The sequence below is a fragment of the Streptomyces sp. NPDC051987 genome, from assembly GCF_040680735.1.
GTDB lineage: Bacteria > Actinomycetota > Actinomycetes > Streptomycetales > Streptomycetaceae > Streptomyces.
The window spans coordinates 129,867-145,503 of the sequence record NZ_JBFAXI010000002.1; the positions used below are offsets into that span (position 1 = coordinate 129,867).

Below are 15,637 nucleotides of genomic sequence, written 5' to 3' on the forward strand. Positions count from 1 at the left end.
GGACACAGCCCAGCTGTCGCGTTCCGAAGCCGGTCACCGGCTCGCGGCTGGGAGGATTGTGAGGACATCGTGGTCCAGACCAGTTCACCGGAGATTCGGGAGACAGCGACCGAGCGCAGGTCACCGGCCTCCGCCCCGTCCACTCCCGAGTACTCGTCGTGGATCAGCCAGGACCGGTCCACCGACCCCGCGTCCGTGGCGATGCGGCGGGAGGCGGCCGAACTCGTCGAGCGGGTGATGGCGCATCATCGCGACAACACGACGCACCAGGCGGCCGGCCAGTGGACGGAACCCGTGGCCAACTACCTCGACGCCGACCGCTGGCGGCGTGAGACGGACGCCGTCCACCGGAGCGTCCCGCTGCCGCTCGCGATGTCGTGCGAGCTGCCCGGGCCGCACACCTACAAGGCGATCGACGTGCTCGGCGTTCCGGTGCTGATCACACGCGACCGGCAGGGTGCCGTGCACGCGATGATCAACGCCTGCCGGCACCGCGGCGCCCGGCTCCTGGAAGCCGGGTGCGGTGTGTCCAAGCGGCTCACCTGCCCGTACCACTCCTGGGCGTACGACCTGGCCGGGGAGCTGCGGGGCGTGTACGCGGAGAAGACCTTCGGCGAGGTTGCGCGCGAGGGACGCGGTCTGGTGAGGCTGCCGGCCGGGGAGCGCGCGGGGATCGTCTTCGTGTCGCTGGACCCGGCCGCCGAGCCGGACCTGGACGAGTGGCTGGGCGATCTGCAGCCGCTGCTGGAGGGCCTGCGGCTCGCGGAGTGCCATCACTACGCCACCAGCGAGCTGACCAGTCCCAACTGGAAGGTCACCCTCGACGGGTATCTGGAGACGTACCACTTCGCCTCGCTGCACCCCAAGACCGTCTTCGAGACGAACCTCTCGAACATGATGGCCCACGACACCTGGGGCCCCCACCAGCGCATCGCACCCGCCCTGCGCCCCATCGCGCAGGCGAGCGAGCTGCCGCCGGACAGGCGTGACCCCGGGGACTGTGTCGGGCCCATCTACTGGCTCTTCCCGGGACTCGCGATCGCCGGCGGCTGGCGCCAGAAGATCGCGGTCTCCCTGGTGCTTCCCCGGACGGCGACCGAGTCGGTGACCCAGCAGATCATCCTGCTGCGGGAACCGGCGGTCACCGAGGAGGAACGCCAGGCCGCCGACAGGTTCGGCGCCTGGTTCCACGAAGTGGTCCGCGACGAGGACTACGCGACCACCTACGGAGTCCAGCAGGGCCTTGAAGCCCTCGCCGGGACCGACTTCGTCTTCGGACGCAACGAGCCCGGACTCCAGCACTTCCACCGCACCATTCACCAGCACCTGGACAGAGGCGCCTCAGCAGCCCCCCGAGCCGCCAGGTGAGCAACCAACCACACTCGCGGGAGAACACCATGGTGGCTACGGGCAGCCTCGACGGACGTGTCGCGGTGATCACGGGCAGCACGCGCAGCATCGGACGCGCCATCGCCGAGGCCTTCCTGGCCGACGGCGCCACGGTCGTCATCAGCGGACGCAGCGAGATCAAGGGCAAGCAGGCCCTGGAGGAGCTGGACGCCGGGGACCGGGCCGTCTTCCACTCCTGTGACGCGAGCAGCCAGGAGGACATCGAGTCCCTCGCCGACTTCACCGCCGAGCGGTTCGGCCGGCTCGACATCTGGGTCAACAACGCGGGCGGCACCCAGGGCTTCGCCCCGGTGCACGAGCTCAGCGACGAGGCCTGGAACCACGCCCTGGCCTTCAACCTCAACGCCTACTTCTACGGCACCCGCCGGGCACTGCCGAAGATGCTCGCCGGCGGCTGGGGCCGGATCATCAACATCTCCTCGGTGGAGGGCAAGCAGGCCAACAAGCCGGCGATCAGCCACTACATCACCAACAAGCACGCCATCCACGGACTGACGAAGGCCACCGCCTTCGAGTACGGCACCCAGGGAATCACCTGCAACGCCATCTGCCCCGGCGCCGTCGACACCGATCTGATGCGCGCCGCAGGCCCGGCCGCCGCCGAGGCCGAGGGCATCAGCTACGAGGAATGGCTCAGCCGTTTCGCCGAGCACGCCGCGACGAAGAAGATCACCACGGTGGGGCAGATCGCGGCCGTCGCCTCGCTTCTCGCGAGCGACGCCGGAGCGGGCATCACCGGCGCGCTGATCAGCGTCGACGGCGGCACGGCGCAGTGGTAGGCGCGGGACGGACCGGGGCAGGCACGGGTACGGACAGCGGGAGATCTCCGTCATGAAGAGCTGGATCACGGACTGGCAGCGCAGTGAGCGGCTGCCGCACTACACCCGGGCCAACGCGGGCGAGACCCTGCCGGACCCCGCCAGCCCGCTGGGCTGGACCCTGGTCTGGGGGCGCGGTCTGCAGGGCTGGCGACGCGGCTTCGTCGGGTTCGGCATCTACCGCGAGGAGGAGGTGGCCGGCCCCCGGCCGCCGTTCGTCGGCATGTTCGGCGGCCACTTCTACCTCAACCTGTCCCACATGCGGCTGTTCGGCATCCGGATGGGTCAGTCCGCGGACCAGATCGACGCGGCCTTCGTCGGCCAGCGCTCCGACACACCGGTGTACGTGGCGCACCCGGACGACCAGGACGAGGAGCTGACCGGCAAGGCGGGCGCGACACTCCAGCGGATGCTCGGCCAGGCCGGCTTCCCCGCGGCGGATGCCGACCGGGACCGGCTGCGCGCCCTGCGCCGCTCACGCCCCGACCTGACGACGCTGTCCGACGCCGAACTGGTCGCCCACGCACGGTCGTTGCTGGACGAGGTGGAGACGACCTTCCAGCGACACGTCGAGTCGTCCCTGCCCGCCTCCGTCGGACCGGCGATCCTCGGCCCGCTGTGCGCGAGCGTGGACCGCCCCGGCGCCCTGCTCGACCTGATCGGCGGTCTCGGCGACGTCGACTCGGCCTCCCCCTCGACCGGGCTGTGGACGCTGTCCCGCCAGGTGGCGGCCTCGGCCGAGCTCAGCGCCCTGTTCGACCGGGGTCCGGCCGCCGTGGAGCAGGCGCTCGGCACCGCGACCGGCGATGTGAAGGCGTTCCGTGACTCCTTCGAGGAGTTCCTGGCGGAGTCCGGCGACCGCGGCCCCAACGAGTGGGACATCCACGCACTGTCCTGGGAGGCGGCACCCGTGCAGGCGCTGGCCCTGGTCGACCGGATCCGGCACAGTCCCGACGACGCCTCCCCCGCCGCCCGCCAGAAGCGGCTGACGGAGGGGCGCGAGCGCACGGCCGGGGAGATCCGGGCCGCGCTGCCCGAGGAGACGCAGCCCCTGTTCGACGCCGGCATGCACGCCTCCCAGGTGTGGATCCCGGCCCGCGAGCGCACCAAGGCCAACTGCGTCACCGTCGTCAACGAGATCCGCATGGCGGTACGGGAACTCGGTCGCCGCGGCGTCGAGGCGGGGCTGTTCGCCCGGCCCGAGGACGTGATGATGCTGCTGGACACCGAACTGGACGACTATGTCGCCGCCCCGGAGTCCTTCGGCCCGGTGATCGCCCAGCGGCTCGCGGAGTACGCGGGACTGCACGACCTGGAGCCGCCGTTCTTCGTCGCCGACGACGCCCGGACCGAGGTCGACACCTGGCCGCGGCGCACGGAGGAGCGGACCCCGGCGGCCGTCGAGGGCGATGTCCTCGCCGGCGTGGGCGGCAGTCACGGCACGTACACCGGCAGGGTGCGGGTGGTCACCGACCCGGCCTCGTGCGAGGCGCTGGAGCCCGGTGAGGTGCTGGTCGCGCCGATCACGGACGCGGCCTGGACCCCGCTGTTCCTGGTCGCCGGGGCGGCCGTCGTGGACGTGGGCGCCCTCAACAGCCACGCCGTGGTGGTCTGCCGCGAGCTGGGCATCCCGGCCGTGATCTCCGTCGAGAACGGGACACGACGGCTGCGGGACGGCATGGTGATCACCGTGGACGGCGACAAGGGCACGGTCACCGTGGACAGCGTGCCGGCCGCACTCGGCCTCTGAGGAACGCGTGGGCCCGCCGCTCCCCTGAGGGAACGGCGGGTCCGCGCCCATGACCACGAAGGGAACACACCATGGCAGGGGAAGTCGTCGTCGCCGGCTGGATGGACTACGAACCCGGTGACCGCGCGACCATGCTGAAGGCCCTCGCCTTGCTGGGCCGGCGGACCCGTGAGGCGGAACCCGGCTGCCTGGACTACGCCATGACCGCCGATGCCGACGACGAGCGGCGCATCCGGGTGTTCGAGCACTGGGCCTCCCCACAGGCCCTGGACGAGCATTTCGCCACCGGGCACATGAAGGACTTCCGGGCGGCCGTGGCGGGGCTGACCCGGGTCGGGGTCTCCCTGACAGCCCACACGGTCGCCGAGTCACGCCCCATGCGTTGAAACGCCTGAAGCGGCGCCCCGTGTCCAGGGGCGCCGCTTCAGGCGTTCGATCCGTCAGTCGTCAGTCGTCCAGCCGCACCAGCATCTTGCCGACGTTGCCGCCGCCGAGCAGGGACAGCAGCGCCCCCGCGGCGTTCTCCAGACCGTCCACGACCGTCTCACGTGCGGTGACACGGCCTTCGGCGAGCCAGCCCGCGACCCGCCGCTCGAACTCCGGCCGCAGGTCGTCGTGGTCGCGGACGATGAACCCGGACAGCGTCAGCCGCTTGAGGACCACCTGGATCAACTGGTTGATGTCCACGGTCCGCCGCTCGCCCCCGAACTGCGACATCATGCCGCACAGGGCGACCCTGCCGCCGGTCCGCAGCGCGTGCAGGGCAGCGGCGAGCTGCTCGCCGCCGACGTTGTCGAAGTACACGTCGATGCCGTCGGGTGCCATCCGCGCCAGCGCGTCGCGCACCGGCTCGGCACGGTAGTCCGCGGCGTCGTCGTACCCGAACTCCCCCACCAGCAGCGCGCACTTGTCCGGTCCGCCGGCGGTCCCGACGACACGATCCGCGCCCAGCAGCCGAGCGAACTGGCCGGCGGCGGTGCCGACGGCGCCGGCCGCCGCCGACACGAAGACGGTGTCGCCGGGACGCAGCTGCGCGATCCGGGTCAGGCCGACGTATGCGGTGAATCCGGTCTGGCCGAGCAGCCCCAGCCAGGTGGGCAGCGGGGCGAGTCGCGGGTCGATACGCGCCGCGCCGTCGGTGTCCGCCCCGTTCAGTACCACCCGCTCCCGCCAGCCAAGCTGGTGCCGTACGAAGGCGCCGGGCGGTACGGAGGGACAGCGGCTCTCCTCCACGACACCGAGGGCCCGCCCGTCCAGCGGTGATCCGGGGGTGAAGTTGTGCGTGTAGTGCTTCTCGGTGGTCTCCAGCCGTCCGCGCGTGGACGGGTCGACGCTCATGTAGAGGTTCCGGACGAGGACCTGCCCTTCACCGAGGGGTGGCAGGGGGCGTTCCTCCACGGCGAAGTCACCGGCGACCGGTTCTCTCACGGGCCGGCGCTTCAGGCAGACGACCCGCGTGGTGCGCGAGGGCACGGCGTCACCCCTCCTGCGGGGGCGCCGTGCGCCGCTGGGCGAGCCGGCCGACCCAGCCGGCCATCTGCAGGTCGGCGTGGCGCAGCTCGCCCGACTGCCAGCGCGCCTGGAAGTCGAAGACGCCCTTCGCCCCGGTCCTGGGGTCGGTCACCTCGACCAGTCCGTCCTCGGTGAGCCGGTACACATGCCCGGTCAGCGGGTGGATCACTTGCTTGGACATCGGCCCCTCACTCCTGCACTCGGCGGCGCACGCCGCGCTTGGTCACGGTCACCGGGCCCTCGACCCGGAGCCGGCAGGCGAGCCGGGTCAGGCCGTCCACCGGTCTGCGCAGGGCCTCGATGCCCTCGCGCTCCAGCGGGCCCACGGGGGAACAGTTCTCGACGCCCTCCTCCACCTGGACGAAGCAGGTGCGGCAGGTTCCCTTGCCGCCGCAGACGGTGGGCCAGCGGTAGCCGAGGCGCCCGGCGGCGGTGAACACGTCCTCGCCGTCGAGTACGTCGAGTTCGGCGCCCAGGGGTCTGACGGACACCCGGTGGGTCACCTCTCCATCCACTGGTCGAGCGTCCGGTTGAAGTGGCGGATGCGGCTCTCCTGGTAGTTGGCGAGCGTGATGCCCGGCTTGCGCATCGCCTTCAGCCCCTGCTGGACGTAGGGCAGGTTCTCGCAGTCCTGGTCGAAGACGGGCCCCAGCACACCGAGTTCGGGAATGTCGGCGAAGAGCATGTCCTGCGGCACCCAGCGGATCTTCGCCGGGGGCGGCATCTCCCCGGGCTGCTTCGGGGAGGACATGAAGATGATCTCGGCGGTGCAGGAGTCGGGGTCCAGGCCGTTGGGCCGGAACCGGTAGATGATGTTGGACTTGGCGCCGCCCCAGGGGTTGAAGTTGGGGAACAGCAAGTAGTTGATGGCGTCGAGCAGTTCGGTGTCCGGGGTCTGCGAGAAGTCCTGCGTCGAGGTGGCCGCGAGCTGCTCGCGCATCCGCTCCGCGAGGACCTGGCGGGCGGTGCCGCCGGGCGGGATCGCGGGGAGTTGGTCGCCCTCCTGCCGTACCAGGTCACGACCCTGGGCGGCGGAGTAGAAGGCGCGCGAGTCGTAGAAGGTCTCCAGGACCTCCTCCTCCGTGACGGAGTCCGCCACGTGCGGGCTGGGCGCGCCCTGGATGTTGATCATCCGGTTCCAGTTCGGCTGGTCCGCCATCACGTCGTACTGGGAGTTGGCGTCGGCGAGCCACGGCAGCATCTGCGGGTGTGTGGCGATGACGTGGAAGGACTCGATGAACGCGTCCTGGGCGACCTTCCAGTTGCAGGGCAGCACCTTGGCGATGTGCAGCGACTTGTAGCGGTTCTCCAGCGGCCAGATGTAGTAGTCGTCGAAGGTGCCGCGGTAGCTGTCGAAGGACTCCGCGCACGGGTCCATGTTGATGAAGACGAAGCCGCGCCAGGTGGCGACCCGGGCCTCGGGAAGGGCGAACTTCTCCGGGGTGACGTGCGGGAAGTCCCAGGCGCAGGGCGGGGTCTGCATGGTGCCGTCGAGGTTCCAGGCGAAGCCGTGGAACGAGCAGCGGAACTCGCTCACGTTGCCGCCGCCGGTGCGCAGCTTGCGGCCGCGGTGCAGGCACACGTTGACGAAGGCCCGGATCTCGTCGGGGGCCGTACGCACGACGATGAGCGAGTCGTCGCCGATCTCGTAGACCTCGTGGTCGCCGACCTCGGGGATCTCGCTCTCCAGGCAGGCGAACTGCCAGACGCGCCGCCAGACCTGCCGCATCTCGCGTTCGGCCCACTCACGGGAGGTGAAGCGCGCGGTGTCGATGTCCTCGCTGCCGAGGGGATCGTTCCGCTCGAACCTCAGGGCGGGCGGGACCGGGCGGCTGTCCTGGTCGAGGTAGTCCTGGACGCTGGGCCCGGGGCACCGCGCGGTACCCAGCTCCGACGTTTCGTCCATCATCTCTCCTCCGGCAGAAACTTTAGAGCGAGTGTAGTTACGGCTTGCGGTGCGGAGCAACACCCTCGACCGCGCATCAGGACGGCATCAGCCGAGGTCAGCACGGAATGCGACAAGGGGTGCGGAAATTTCTCGACGCTTCCCCTCCCCAAGGGCGCTGCGGCGTGTCACACTCCGACCCACTTGAGGCTGTAGCACCTCATAAGTTTCTCCGATCCGGGACGGCTTTGGGCCGGCCCGGTGCCAGCGCCGCGGGTACCTCACCCAGGCGGCCCGCGCCGTACCCCACGCCGGCGATCGACGCACCCTCTACCTGTCGCGTGCCGTTCCGCCCCGCGCCGCGGGTCGCGGCAGCCCAGGCGCCACACCACGGGAGTTCTCAACGATGAGTTCCAGACCCGGTCGCGCGGTCCGCCGCGCCCTCGCCGCGATCGTCCCCGCCGCTGCGCTGCTCACTGTGACGGCGTGCGGGAGCGGCACCACTCCGGCCGCCGGCTCCTCACAGGCGGCCGCACCCGCCTCCCCCGGCCTGACGGCGGCCCGCACCGCTCTGAAGACGTACGCGGAGCGCCCGACCGCGATCTCCGTCACCCGGCCCGTCGGCAGACCCGTCCCCAAGGGCAAGAAGATCGACTTCATCCTCTGCGGCGTCCAGTCCTGCAAGGACCTCGCCGACTTCTTCACCCAGGCCGCGGGGCAACTCGGCTGGAAGGTGAAGCAGATCGCCACCCAGGGCACACCGGAATCCGTCCAGGCGGCCTACGAGCAGGCCGTGCGCGACAAGCCGGACGCCGTGGTCGCCTCCGGTTTCCCGCGCGCGGTCTACAGCAAGCAGCTGGCACAGCTGAAGGCGGCCGGCATTCCGGTCGTCCAGTCGAACGCCGACGACGTCGTCGGCGACGGCATCTCCCTGCTGAAGAACGGGCCCAAGGACGTCGGCGTCCAGGGCCGGATGCTCGCCTCCTGGGTGGTGTCGAACAGCGGCGCCAAGGCGGACACCGTGTACTTCGATCTGCCGGCCTACACCATCCTCAAGCCCGTCAAGGACTCCTTCGCCGCCACCTACAGGCAGTGGTGCGCCGGTTGCGCGCTCGACAACGTCGACGTGCCCATCACCGCGGTGGGCAAGGACATGCCGGACCGCGTGGTGTCCTATCTCCGGTCACACCCGAAGGTGACCCATGTCGTCTTCTCTCTCGGCCTGCTCAACGTGGGCGTGCCCGCCGCGCTGAAGACCGCCGGCATCACCGGCAAGCACATCGTCGTCAACGTCGGTGACGCGCAGAACTACCAGTACATCCAGAGCGGTCTCACCGACGGCGCGATGGCACTCAACTCCCACGAGACCGCCTGGCTCCAGGTCGACGCCCTGGCCCGGCACTTCACCGGCCAGTCCATGGCCGTCGACCAGAAGGCGGCCCTGCCCAACATGCTCGTCACCAAGGACAACCTGCCCTCCGCCGACGGCGACTTCCCGATCGTCGAGAGCTACCGGCAGCAGTTCAAGGCGCTCTGGGGCCTGAGTTGACCCGGCCGACGACCGCCGCCGGCCCGAGCCGGCGGCACCCCTCCCACCCGCAGACGGAGGTCCGGTCGTGACTGACACACCGTCAACAATGCGCTGCGACACGGATGACACGGCCCGGCGGACCGACCGGCCGATCCTGCGGGTGGCCGCTCTGTCGAAGAGCTTCGGCGCCACCCAGGCGCTCACCGACGTGGATCTCGAGGTCGCCCCCGGCGAGATCCACGCCCTCATCGGACCCAACGGCTCCGGCAAGTCCACCCTCATCAAGATCCTCGCCGGCTACCACCACGCGGAGCCCGGTGCGGTGGCGGAACTCGACGGCGAGCCCTTCGACCTCGGCCACGCCACCACCTCCCGCCACGACCGGCTCCGCTTCGTCCACCAGGAACTGGGCCTGGTGGGCGAGTTGAGCGCCATCGACAACCTGGCCCTCAGCCACGGCTTCGCCCGCACGGCCCTGGGCAACGTCGACTGGCCGCAGATGTCGAGGCGGACGAGCGCCCTCGTCGAACGGTTCGGCGTCGACATCGACGTACACCGTCCCCTGGCGAAGGCGACCCCCGTCCAGCGCACGGTGGTGGCCATCGCCGCCGCCCTCCAGGGCTGGGAGGGCGGCCACGGTGTCCTGGTCCTCGACGAGCCCACCGCCGTGCTTCCGCCCGGCGAAGTGGCCCGTCTCTTCGACATCGTGCGGGAGATCCGTGACGCCGGCGCCGGCGTCCTGTACGTCTCGCACCGCATGGACGAGATCTTCGCGCTCGCCGACCGGGTCACCGTCATCCGCGGCGGACGCCGCATCGCCACCCGGCCGGTCGCCGAACTCACCCCCCGCTCCCTCACCGAGCTCATGGCGGGCGAGGCCACGGGAACCGCGGCCGGCACGGACCACCGTCCGGCACGCTCCTCCCGTCCCACCCCCGCCGTACTGGAGGTACGCGGCCTGCGGGCCGGGCCGCTGCGAGGAGTCGACCTCGACCTGGCCCGGGGCGAACTCCTGGGCATCACCGGTCTGGTCGGCTCCGGACACGAGATCGTGCCCTACGCGGTGTGCGGCGCCCATACCGGACCGGTGAGCGGCCGGCTGCGGCTGCCGCAACGCTCCGACCGATGGACCGAGGCGCGTGACGCCGACATGCTGGGCCTGCCCATGGTCCCGGCGGACCGGGCGACCGAGGGAGTCATCGGCGACTTCTCGGTCGGCGAGAACCTCACCCTCCCGCTCCTGCGACGCCTGCGCGCGAGGACCGGGCGGCTGCCCCGGCGCCGCGAATCCGCCCTGGTCGAGGAGTGGATCCGGCGGGTCGGGGTGCGCACGGCCGGCCCCGGCGCCCGGATCACCACCCTGAGCGGCGGCAACCAGCAGAAGGTCGTCATGGCCCGCTGCCTGGCCCAGCGCCCGCCCGTGCTGGCGCTGTGCGAACCCACGGCAGGCGTGGACATCGCCACCCGCCTGCAGTTGTACGACCTGATAGAGCGGCAGGCCGAGGAGGGCATGGGCGTCATCGTCTGCTCCTCCGACACCCAGGACCTGCTCGCGCTGTGCACCCGTGTCCTGGTGGTACGGGACGGCCGGATCGCACGGGAGATCAGCGGCCGGGACATCACCGAGCGCGCGCTCGTGCACGCGATGGAAGGAACCGAGTGACATGACATCGACCCCGACCCGAGCGGTGGAACGCCCGCCCGCCGCAGCGCGGAGGTCCGCGCCGTTCCTCCGGGGGACACCGGTCCGACGGGCCGCGGCCGCCGTGTCGTTCCGGAACGTCGGCGCCGTGTACGTGTGGCTGGTCATCGTCGTGATCTTCTCCGTCTGGGCGCCGGACACGTTCCCGACCGTCATCACGGTCAAGCAGGTACTGAACGGCAACGCGGTGGCCGGCCTGGTGGCACTGAGCGTCGTACCGCCTTTGGCCGCACGCGTCTTCGACCTGTCGGTCGCCTACACCATGTCGCTCACCAGCGTGCTGACCGCCCGCTTCCTGGTCTCCGCCGGACTCGGCCCCGGCGTGGCCGTCACCCTGGCGATGACGGCCGCGCTGCTGGTGGGAGTCGTCAACGGGATCGTGGTCGTGTTCCTGCGCGTCGACTCGTTCATCGCCACCCTGGCCACCGGGGCGCTGATCCAGTCACTGATCACCATGGTCACCGACGACAGCTCCATCACCGGTGTGCAGTTGCTCGCCAAGCCGTTCGCGAGCATCGCCCAGCTCGACGCCGGCGGCATCACACTGCCGGTGCTGTATCTGCTGCTCGCCGCGCTGACCATCTGGTTCCTGCTGGAACACACCGCCACGGGACGGCGGTTGTACGCGACCGGCTTCAACGCCGACGCGGCGCGGCTGCAGGGCGTGCGTACCGACCGGCTGCGTTTTCTGACCCTGGTGGCCTCCGCGCTGCTCTCCGGTTTCGCCGGCGTGGTCTTCGCGTCCTCGGTCGGTTCCGGATCACCCACCGCGGGCACTCCGTATCTGCTGTCGGCCTATGCCGCCGCCTTCGTCGGGGCGACCCAGTTGCGCGCGGGCCGCTTCAACGCCTGGGGCACCGTCCTCGCGGTCCTCCTGCTCGGGACAGGTATCACGGGACTGGGGCTCGCCACCAGCGCCCAGTGGGCCGCCAGCCTGTTCACCGGCTCCGTCCTCATCGTGGCCCTGGTCCTGACGGGTGGGCGGCTCACCCTCCCCGCCGTTCTGCGCCGCCGGAGGGGAAGCCACTCGCGTGTCGGCTTCGAGGCTCCCCCGAAGGGCGACGCCCTGCCCGCTGTCGACAAGGAGACCGAAGAATGAAGGCTGTCCAGTACCGGAGAGTCGGGCAGGCCCCCGAGGTCGTCGAGGTTCCCGAGCCCCGACCGGGGCCGGGGCAGGTGCTGTTGCAGGTGACGGCGGCAGGGCTGTGCCACTCCGACCTGGCGGTCATGGGGTGGCCCGAGGAACAGTTCCCCTACGCTCTGCCGATGACGCTCGGCCACGAGGGCGTCGGCACCGTCGCGGCGGTGGGCAGCGGTGTCACCGCGGTCGCGGAAGGCGACGAGGTGGCGGTGTACGGCCCCTGGGGCTGCGGGCGGTGCCCCAAGTGCGCGGTGGGCAAGGAGAACTGCTGCCCACATGCCGCCGGACTCGGCATCCTGCCGCCTGGGCTCGGCTCTCCGGGTGCGCTCGCCGAGTACATGCTGGTGGACTCGCCCCGCCATCTCGTGCCCCTGAACGGACTGGACCCGGTGCAGGCCGCCCCGCTCACCGATGCGGGGCTGACGCCCTGTCACGCCATCAGGAAGTCGCTGCCCAAGCTGGTCCCGGGCAGTACGGCGGTGGTCATCGGAGTCGGCGGCCTGGGGCACCTGGCCGTGCAGCTGCTCCGCGCCCTGACACCGGCCACGGTGGTGGCCCTCGACGTGAGCAAGGAGAAGCTGGAGCTGGCCCGTGCCGTCGGCGCCCACGAGGCGCTCCTCTCCGACGGCGCTGCGGCTGCACGGGTACGGGAGCTCACCGGCGGGATCGGAGCCGAGGTGGTCCTGGACTTCGTGGGCGCCGAGGCGACGCTGGCCGTGGCCGCGGCCGCGGTGGCCGTGGAGGGCGACGTGACGATCGTCGGCCTCGGCGGAGGCACCCTGGCGGTCGGCTTCGGCGGCGGGCTGCCGTTCGAGGTCTCCGCCTCGTTTCCCTACTGGGGCAGCCGCCGGGAGCTCATGGAGGTGGTCGAGCTGGCCCGACAGGGTCTGGTCACCTCGCACGTCGAGACCTTCACACTCGACGAGGCGCCCGCGGCCTACGAGCGTCTGCACGCCGGTGACGTCAACGGCCGGGCGGTGGTGCTGCCGCAGGCGTGAGCCGCCCCCGCGCCGGGCCGGCGCCCGAGTCCGACTCAGGCTCCGGCCCGCTCCTGTCCGGGGTCGCGGCCGGCCACCGCCCGCTCCACGCAACGCCCCAGGACCGTCAGGAACTCCGGCGTCTCCCAGGGCCCGCGGTCCACCCGCCCGGTGTCGTCCACGCCCAGGTCCTGGATGTCGTAACGGCCCCGGCAGTGGCCGAGGGTGAAGTAGCAGACCTCACCGAGACCGTGCCGCTTGAGGTACAGCACCGGTCGGGGCGCGCTGTCGAGGGCCGCCGTGTCGCCCTCGGCGAAGCCACGGCAGGGCCCGGTGTACTCGGCGTGCAGCAACACCTCCAGCTCTCCGTGCAGTTCGCAGACGTACAGCTCGTCGGTGACCGTGAACGGGCCGATCCCGGCGACCAGCGGATGGCCGGGATCGGTGACACGCACCTCGTACGGCTCGATCGGCGGGTGGGCCAGGAACCGGCTGCCGAGCACCTGAGCGAGTTCCCCGAAGAGCCGCGGGGTGGTGAACTCCCGTGTCCCGCCGTGCGCCGACGCCTCGATCACCGCGTTGGTGCCGTGCAGGGCGAGCCAGCGGCCACCCCGCTGGACCAACCGGGCGAGCGCGGCCCGCTGCGCCGGGCGGGGCCGGACGTCGCAGGTGTAGGTGACCAGCAGGTCCGCCCGGTCGAGGGCGTCCACACAGTCGTAGTCCTGGTGGACGGTCGTGCGCACCCTCGGATGCTCGGCGAGCAGTTCCAGCAGCCGCAGCCGCGCGTGGTCGAAGTCGTGCCAGCGGCCGCCGCACACGAGTACGGCGTCCAGGCGGCCTGCCGGGCCGGCCACGGCTCAGTACTGGACGCGGGAGAGCAGCCCGCCGTCCACCACGAGGTTGACCCCGACGCAGAAGGAGCCGGTCCGCCCGAGCAGGAACGCCACCGCCGCGGCCACGTCCTCCGCCGTGCCGTAGCGGCCGATCGGAAGCTTGGCGAGCACCTCCTCGTAGACCTCCGGACGGCTGGCGCGGATGGTCTCCCAGGCGCCGCCGGGGAAGTCGATCGGGCCGGGCGAGACGGTGTTGACGCGGATGCCCTTCGGTGCGAGGGCGTGGGCGAGGGCGGAGGCGTGCTGGAGGACGGCCGCCTTGAGCGCGGAGTAGGAGTTCGCCCCGGCCGGGCGCGCGGTGTCGGAGGCGTTGGTGGTGCCGATGGCCACGACGGCGGCCCGGTCGGAGGCCTCCAGATGGGGCAGGGCGGCCTCGACGAGTCCCGCGAACGGGATCAGGTCTCCGCGCAGGCTGGCTTCCCAGGACTCGGGGCCCTTCACATTGCCCGCCGACACGTTGGACACCAGCAGGTCCAGACCGCCGAGTGCGCCGACCGCCCGCCGCACGAAGCCGGCGAGGGCGGCCGGGTCGGTGACGTCGACCGCCGCCTCGAACACGATGGCGCCCTCGGCGCGCAGTTCGGCGGCGGTCTTGGCCAGTCCTTCCTCGCCCCGGGCGCACAGTGCCAGGGCGCAGCCCTCGGCCGCCAGTGTCGCGGCGATCGCCCGGCCTATGCCCCGGCTCGCACCGGTCACCAGCGCCTTGGCGCCCGTCAGTCCCAGATCCATCGATGTCACTCCTTTGTGTGTGGCGAGACGAGGCGTGATGCCTCAGTTGCCGGGGAGCTGCGAGAACGGCACCCGGTCCACCCGGGGCTCGGGCGGCAGCCCGAGCACCCGTTCGCCGATCAGGTTGCGCTGGATCTGATCGGTGCCTCCGGCCAGCCGGTAGCCGGGCGCGCCGAGGAGATGCCCGGTCCAGGCGAAGGTGCCCGGTTCCCCGGTGTCGGCGCTGATCCGCGCCCCCATCACCTCGGCGGCGATCTGCCCTGTGCGGGTGAGCAGTTCGGATGCCATGAGTTTGGTCAACGACGCCTCCGGGCCCGGGCGGCCGCCTGCCGCGCTCGTCCTGGCGACGCGTTCGACGGTCGCCGCGCGCAGGGCGGCACGGATGTACAGGTCGGCGAGACGCTGGCGGACCAGCGGGTCCTCGGTGCGCCCGAGGGAGCGGGCGAGTGCGAGGACGTCCGTGAAGGTGCCGCCCTTGCGGCGGTTGCCGCTGCCGGAGGCGGTGCGCTCGAAGGCCAGGGTGGCGGTGGCGACCTCCCAGCCCTGGCCCGGCCGGCCGATCCGGAGTCGGTCGGGGACGCGTACACCGCTGAGGAAGACCTCGTTGAAGGAGGCACCGCCGCTCATCTGACGGATGGGACGCACCTCCACTCCGGGCGCGTCCATCGGCACCAGGAATGCGGTGATGCCGGCCTGTTTGACGACGTCCGGGTCGGTGCGGGCGAGCAGCAGACCGTAGTCGGCGAACCGGGCGCCCGAGGTCCACACCTTCTGACCGTCGATCACCCAGTCCTCGCCGTCCTGCCGGGCGCGGGTGCGCAGGGCCGCGAGGTCGGATCCGGCGCCGGGCTCGCTGAAGAGCTGGCAGGCCAGCAGGTCGGTGCGCAGGAAGGCGCGCGCGTGGTCGCGGCGCTGCTCGGCGGTCCCGAACAGGGAGACGGCCATCGCGACCAGGCGCACGGTGACGCTGATCAGCTCGGTGGACGGCGGTACCTCGAAGGCCGACTCCTCCTCGGCGAAGACCGCCACATGGGCGGCGGTCAGGCCCGCGCCGCCCTTGTCCGCGGGGAGGGTGAGCGCCTGGTAGCCGGCGTCGAAGCGGGCTCGCTGGTAGGCGCGGCAGCGCTCCAGCAGCAGGCGTTCCTCGTCCTGGGGAAGGTTGTGGAACACGGCGAGGTCGGCGGCCTCCGTGGCGGAGTCCGGCGCCCGCACCGGTTCCAGCACGGTGGCCAGCCACTGCCTGACCTGCCTGCGCCATGCGTCCGGATCCAGCTCGGACATGGCTCCTC

The 15,637-nt window shown here is 71.5% G+C and carries 15 protein-coding genes; 8 read left to right on the forward strand and 7 right to left on the reverse strand.

Annotation, left to right across the window (positions count from 1 at the left end; all coding sequences use genetic code 11):
- The first annotated feature begins 69 nt into the window (after positions 1-69).
- The 4 genes from AB0M11_RS01605 to AB0M11_RS01620 all read left to right on the forward strand — a co-directional run bounded on the left by AB0M11_RS01605 (position 70) and on the right by AB0M11_RS01620 (position 4,364).
- Positions 70-1,368, forward strand: a complete 1,299-nt coding sequence (locus AB0M11_RS01605; protein ID WP_365700171.1) for an aromatic ring-hydroxylating dioxygenase subunit alpha — start codon at positions 70-72, stop codon at positions 1,366-1,368.
- A 29-nt stretch (positions 1,369-1,397) separates the two neighbouring features.
- On the forward strand, positions 1,398-2,189 hold the full coding sequence (locus tag AB0M11_RS01610; protein ID WP_365700173.1) for an SDR family oxidoreductase: 792 nt from the start codon (positions 1,398-1,400) through the stop codon (positions 2,187-2,189).
- A gap of 52 nt (positions 2,190-2,241) precedes the next feature.
- Entirely contained in the window at positions 2,242-3,978 is a 1,737-nt protein-coding gene (locus AB0M11_RS01615; RefSeq protein ID WP_365700175.1) for a PEP-utilizing enzyme, read from the forward strand.
- A 71-nt stretch (positions 3,979-4,049) separates the two neighbouring features.
- On the forward strand, positions 4,050-4,364 hold the full coding sequence (locus AB0M11_RS01620) for a putative quinol monooxygenase (RefSeq protein WP_365700177.1): 315 nt from the start codon (positions 4,050-4,052) through the stop codon (positions 4,362-4,364).
- Between the two features lie 61 nt (positions 4,365-4,425).
- Here the strand turns inward: AB0M11_RS01620 and AB0M11_RS01625 are convergent, their stop codons facing one another.
- Genes AB0M11_RS01625 through AB0M11_RS01640 form a run of 4 tightly spaced genes read right to left on the reverse strand, consistent with a single transcriptional unit; the run spans position 4,426 to position 7,399 of the window.
- Entirely contained in the window at positions 4,426-5,451 is a 1,026-nt protein-coding gene (locus AB0M11_RS01625; protein WP_365700179.1) for an NADP-dependent oxidoreductase, read from the reverse strand.
- Between the two features lie 4 nt (positions 5,452-5,455).
- Positions 5,456-5,671, reverse strand: coding sequence for a transposase (locus tag AB0M11_RS01630; protein ID WP_365700181.1), 216 nt, complete (start codon positions 5,669-5,671; stop codon positions 5,456-5,458).
- Between the two features lie 7 nt (positions 5,672-5,678).
- Positions 5,679-5,981 carry a 2Fe-2S iron-sulfur cluster-binding protein gene (locus AB0M11_RS01635; protein WP_365700183.1) on the reverse strand — a complete coding sequence of 101 codons (303 nt, stop codon included), beginning with the start codon at positions 5,979-5,981 and terminating at the stop codon, positions 5,679-5,681.
- Positions 5,982-5,989: 8 nt separating this feature from the next.
- A complete protein-coding gene (locus AB0M11_RS01640; RefSeq protein WP_365700185.1) occupies positions 5,990-7,399 on the reverse strand; it encodes an aromatic ring-hydroxylating dioxygenase subunit alpha in 1,410 nt (469 codons plus the stop codon).
- A 382-nt stretch (positions 7,400-7,781) separates the two neighbouring features.
- On the opposite strand from AB0M11_RS01640, the gene AB0M11_RS01645 reads away from it, so the two are divergent.
- The 4 genes from AB0M11_RS01645 to AB0M11_RS01660 all read left to right on the forward strand — a co-directional run bounded on the left by AB0M11_RS01645 (position 7,782) and on the right by AB0M11_RS01660 (position 12,747).
- A complete protein-coding gene (locus AB0M11_RS01645) occupies positions 7,782-8,924 on the forward strand; it encodes a substrate-binding domain-containing protein (protein ID WP_365700186.1) in 1,143 nt (380 codons plus the stop codon).
- Between the two features lie 67 nt (positions 8,925-8,991).
- On the forward strand, positions 8,992-10,569 hold the full coding sequence (locus AB0M11_RS01650) for a sugar ABC transporter ATP-binding protein (RefSeq protein WP_365700188.1): 1,578 nt from the start codon (positions 8,992-8,994) through the stop codon (positions 10,567-10,569).
- A gap of 1 nt (position 10,570) precedes the next feature.
- On the forward strand, positions 10,571-11,707 hold the full coding sequence (locus AB0M11_RS01655) for an ABC transporter permease (protein WP_365700190.1): 1,137 nt from the start codon (positions 10,571-10,573) through the stop codon (positions 11,705-11,707).
- Positions 11,704-12,747: an NAD(P)-dependent alcohol dehydrogenase gene (locus AB0M11_RS01660; protein ID WP_365700192.1), complete on the forward strand. Its 1,044-nt coding sequence runs from the start codon at positions 11,704-11,706 to the stop codon at positions 12,745-12,747. Before AB0M11_RS01655 ends, AB0M11_RS01660 begins: the two co-directional genes overlap by 4 nt.
- Before the next feature lie 35 nt (positions 12,748-12,782).
- On the opposite strand, the gene AB0M11_RS01665 is transcribed toward AB0M11_RS01660, so the two are convergent.
- Genes AB0M11_RS01665 through AB0M11_RS01675 form a run of 3 tightly spaced genes read right to left on the reverse strand, consistent with a single transcriptional unit; the run spans position 12,783 to position 15,629 of the window.
- Positions 12,783-13,580: a ThuA domain-containing protein gene (locus AB0M11_RS01665; RefSeq protein ID WP_365700194.1), complete on the reverse strand. Its 798-nt coding sequence runs from the start codon at positions 13,578-13,580 to the stop codon at positions 12,783-12,785.
- Between the two features lie 3 nt (positions 13,581-13,583).
- Complete coding sequence (locus AB0M11_RS01670) at positions 13,584-14,348, reverse strand: SDR family oxidoreductase (RefSeq protein ID WP_365700196.1); 765 nt, start codon at positions 14,346-14,348, stop codon at positions 13,584-13,586.
- A gap of 42 nt (positions 14,349-14,390) precedes the next feature.
- Positions 14,391-15,629 (reverse strand): acyl-CoA dehydrogenase family protein, encoded by a 1,239-nt coding sequence (locus tag AB0M11_RS01675; protein WP_365700198.1) that lies wholly within the window; start codon positions 15,627-15,629, stop codon positions 14,391-14,393.
- Between the last annotated feature and the right edge of the window lie 8 nt (positions 15,630-15,637).

Coding starts and splice junctions, on each gene's coding strand:
- AB0M11_RS01670 (WP_365700196.1), bottom strand. CDS start 14,348: ATGGATCTGGGACTGACGGGCGCCAAGGCGCTGGTGACCGGTGCGAGC.
- AB0M11_RS01620 (WP_365700177.1), top strand. CDS start 4,050: ATGGCAGGGGAAGTCGTCGTCGCCGGCTGGATGGACTACGAACCCGGT.
- AB0M11_RS01630 (WP_365700181.1), bottom strand. CDS start 5,671: ATGTCCAAGCAAGTGATCCACCCGCTGACCGGGCATGTGTACCGGCTC.
- AB0M11_RS01645 (WP_365700186.1), top strand. CDS start 7,782: ATGAGTTCCAGACCCGGTCGCGCGGTCCGCCGCGCCCTCGCCGCGATC.
- AB0M11_RS01655 (WP_365700190.1), top strand. CDS start 10,571: ATGACATCGACCCCGACCCGAGCGGTGGAACGCCCGCCCGCCGCAGCG.
- AB0M11_RS01615 (WP_365700175.1), top strand. CDS start 2,242: ATGAAGAGCTGGATCACGGACTGGCAGCGCAGTGAGCGGCTGCCGCAC.
- AB0M11_RS01640 (WP_365700185.1), bottom strand. CDS start 7,399: ATGATGGACGAAACGTCGGAGCTGGGTACCGCGCGGTGCCCCGGGCCC.
- AB0M11_RS01610 (WP_365700173.1), top strand. CDS start 1,398: ATGGTGGCTACGGGCAGCCTCGACGGACGTGTCGCGGTGATCACGGGC.
- AB0M11_RS01675 (WP_365700198.1), bottom strand. CDS start 15,629: ATGTCCGAGCTGGATCCGGACGCATGGCGCAGGCAGGTCAGGCAGTGG.
- AB0M11_RS01660 (WP_365700192.1), top strand. CDS start 11,704: ATGAAGGCTGTCCAGTACCGGAGAGTCGGGCAGGCCCCCGAGGTCGTC.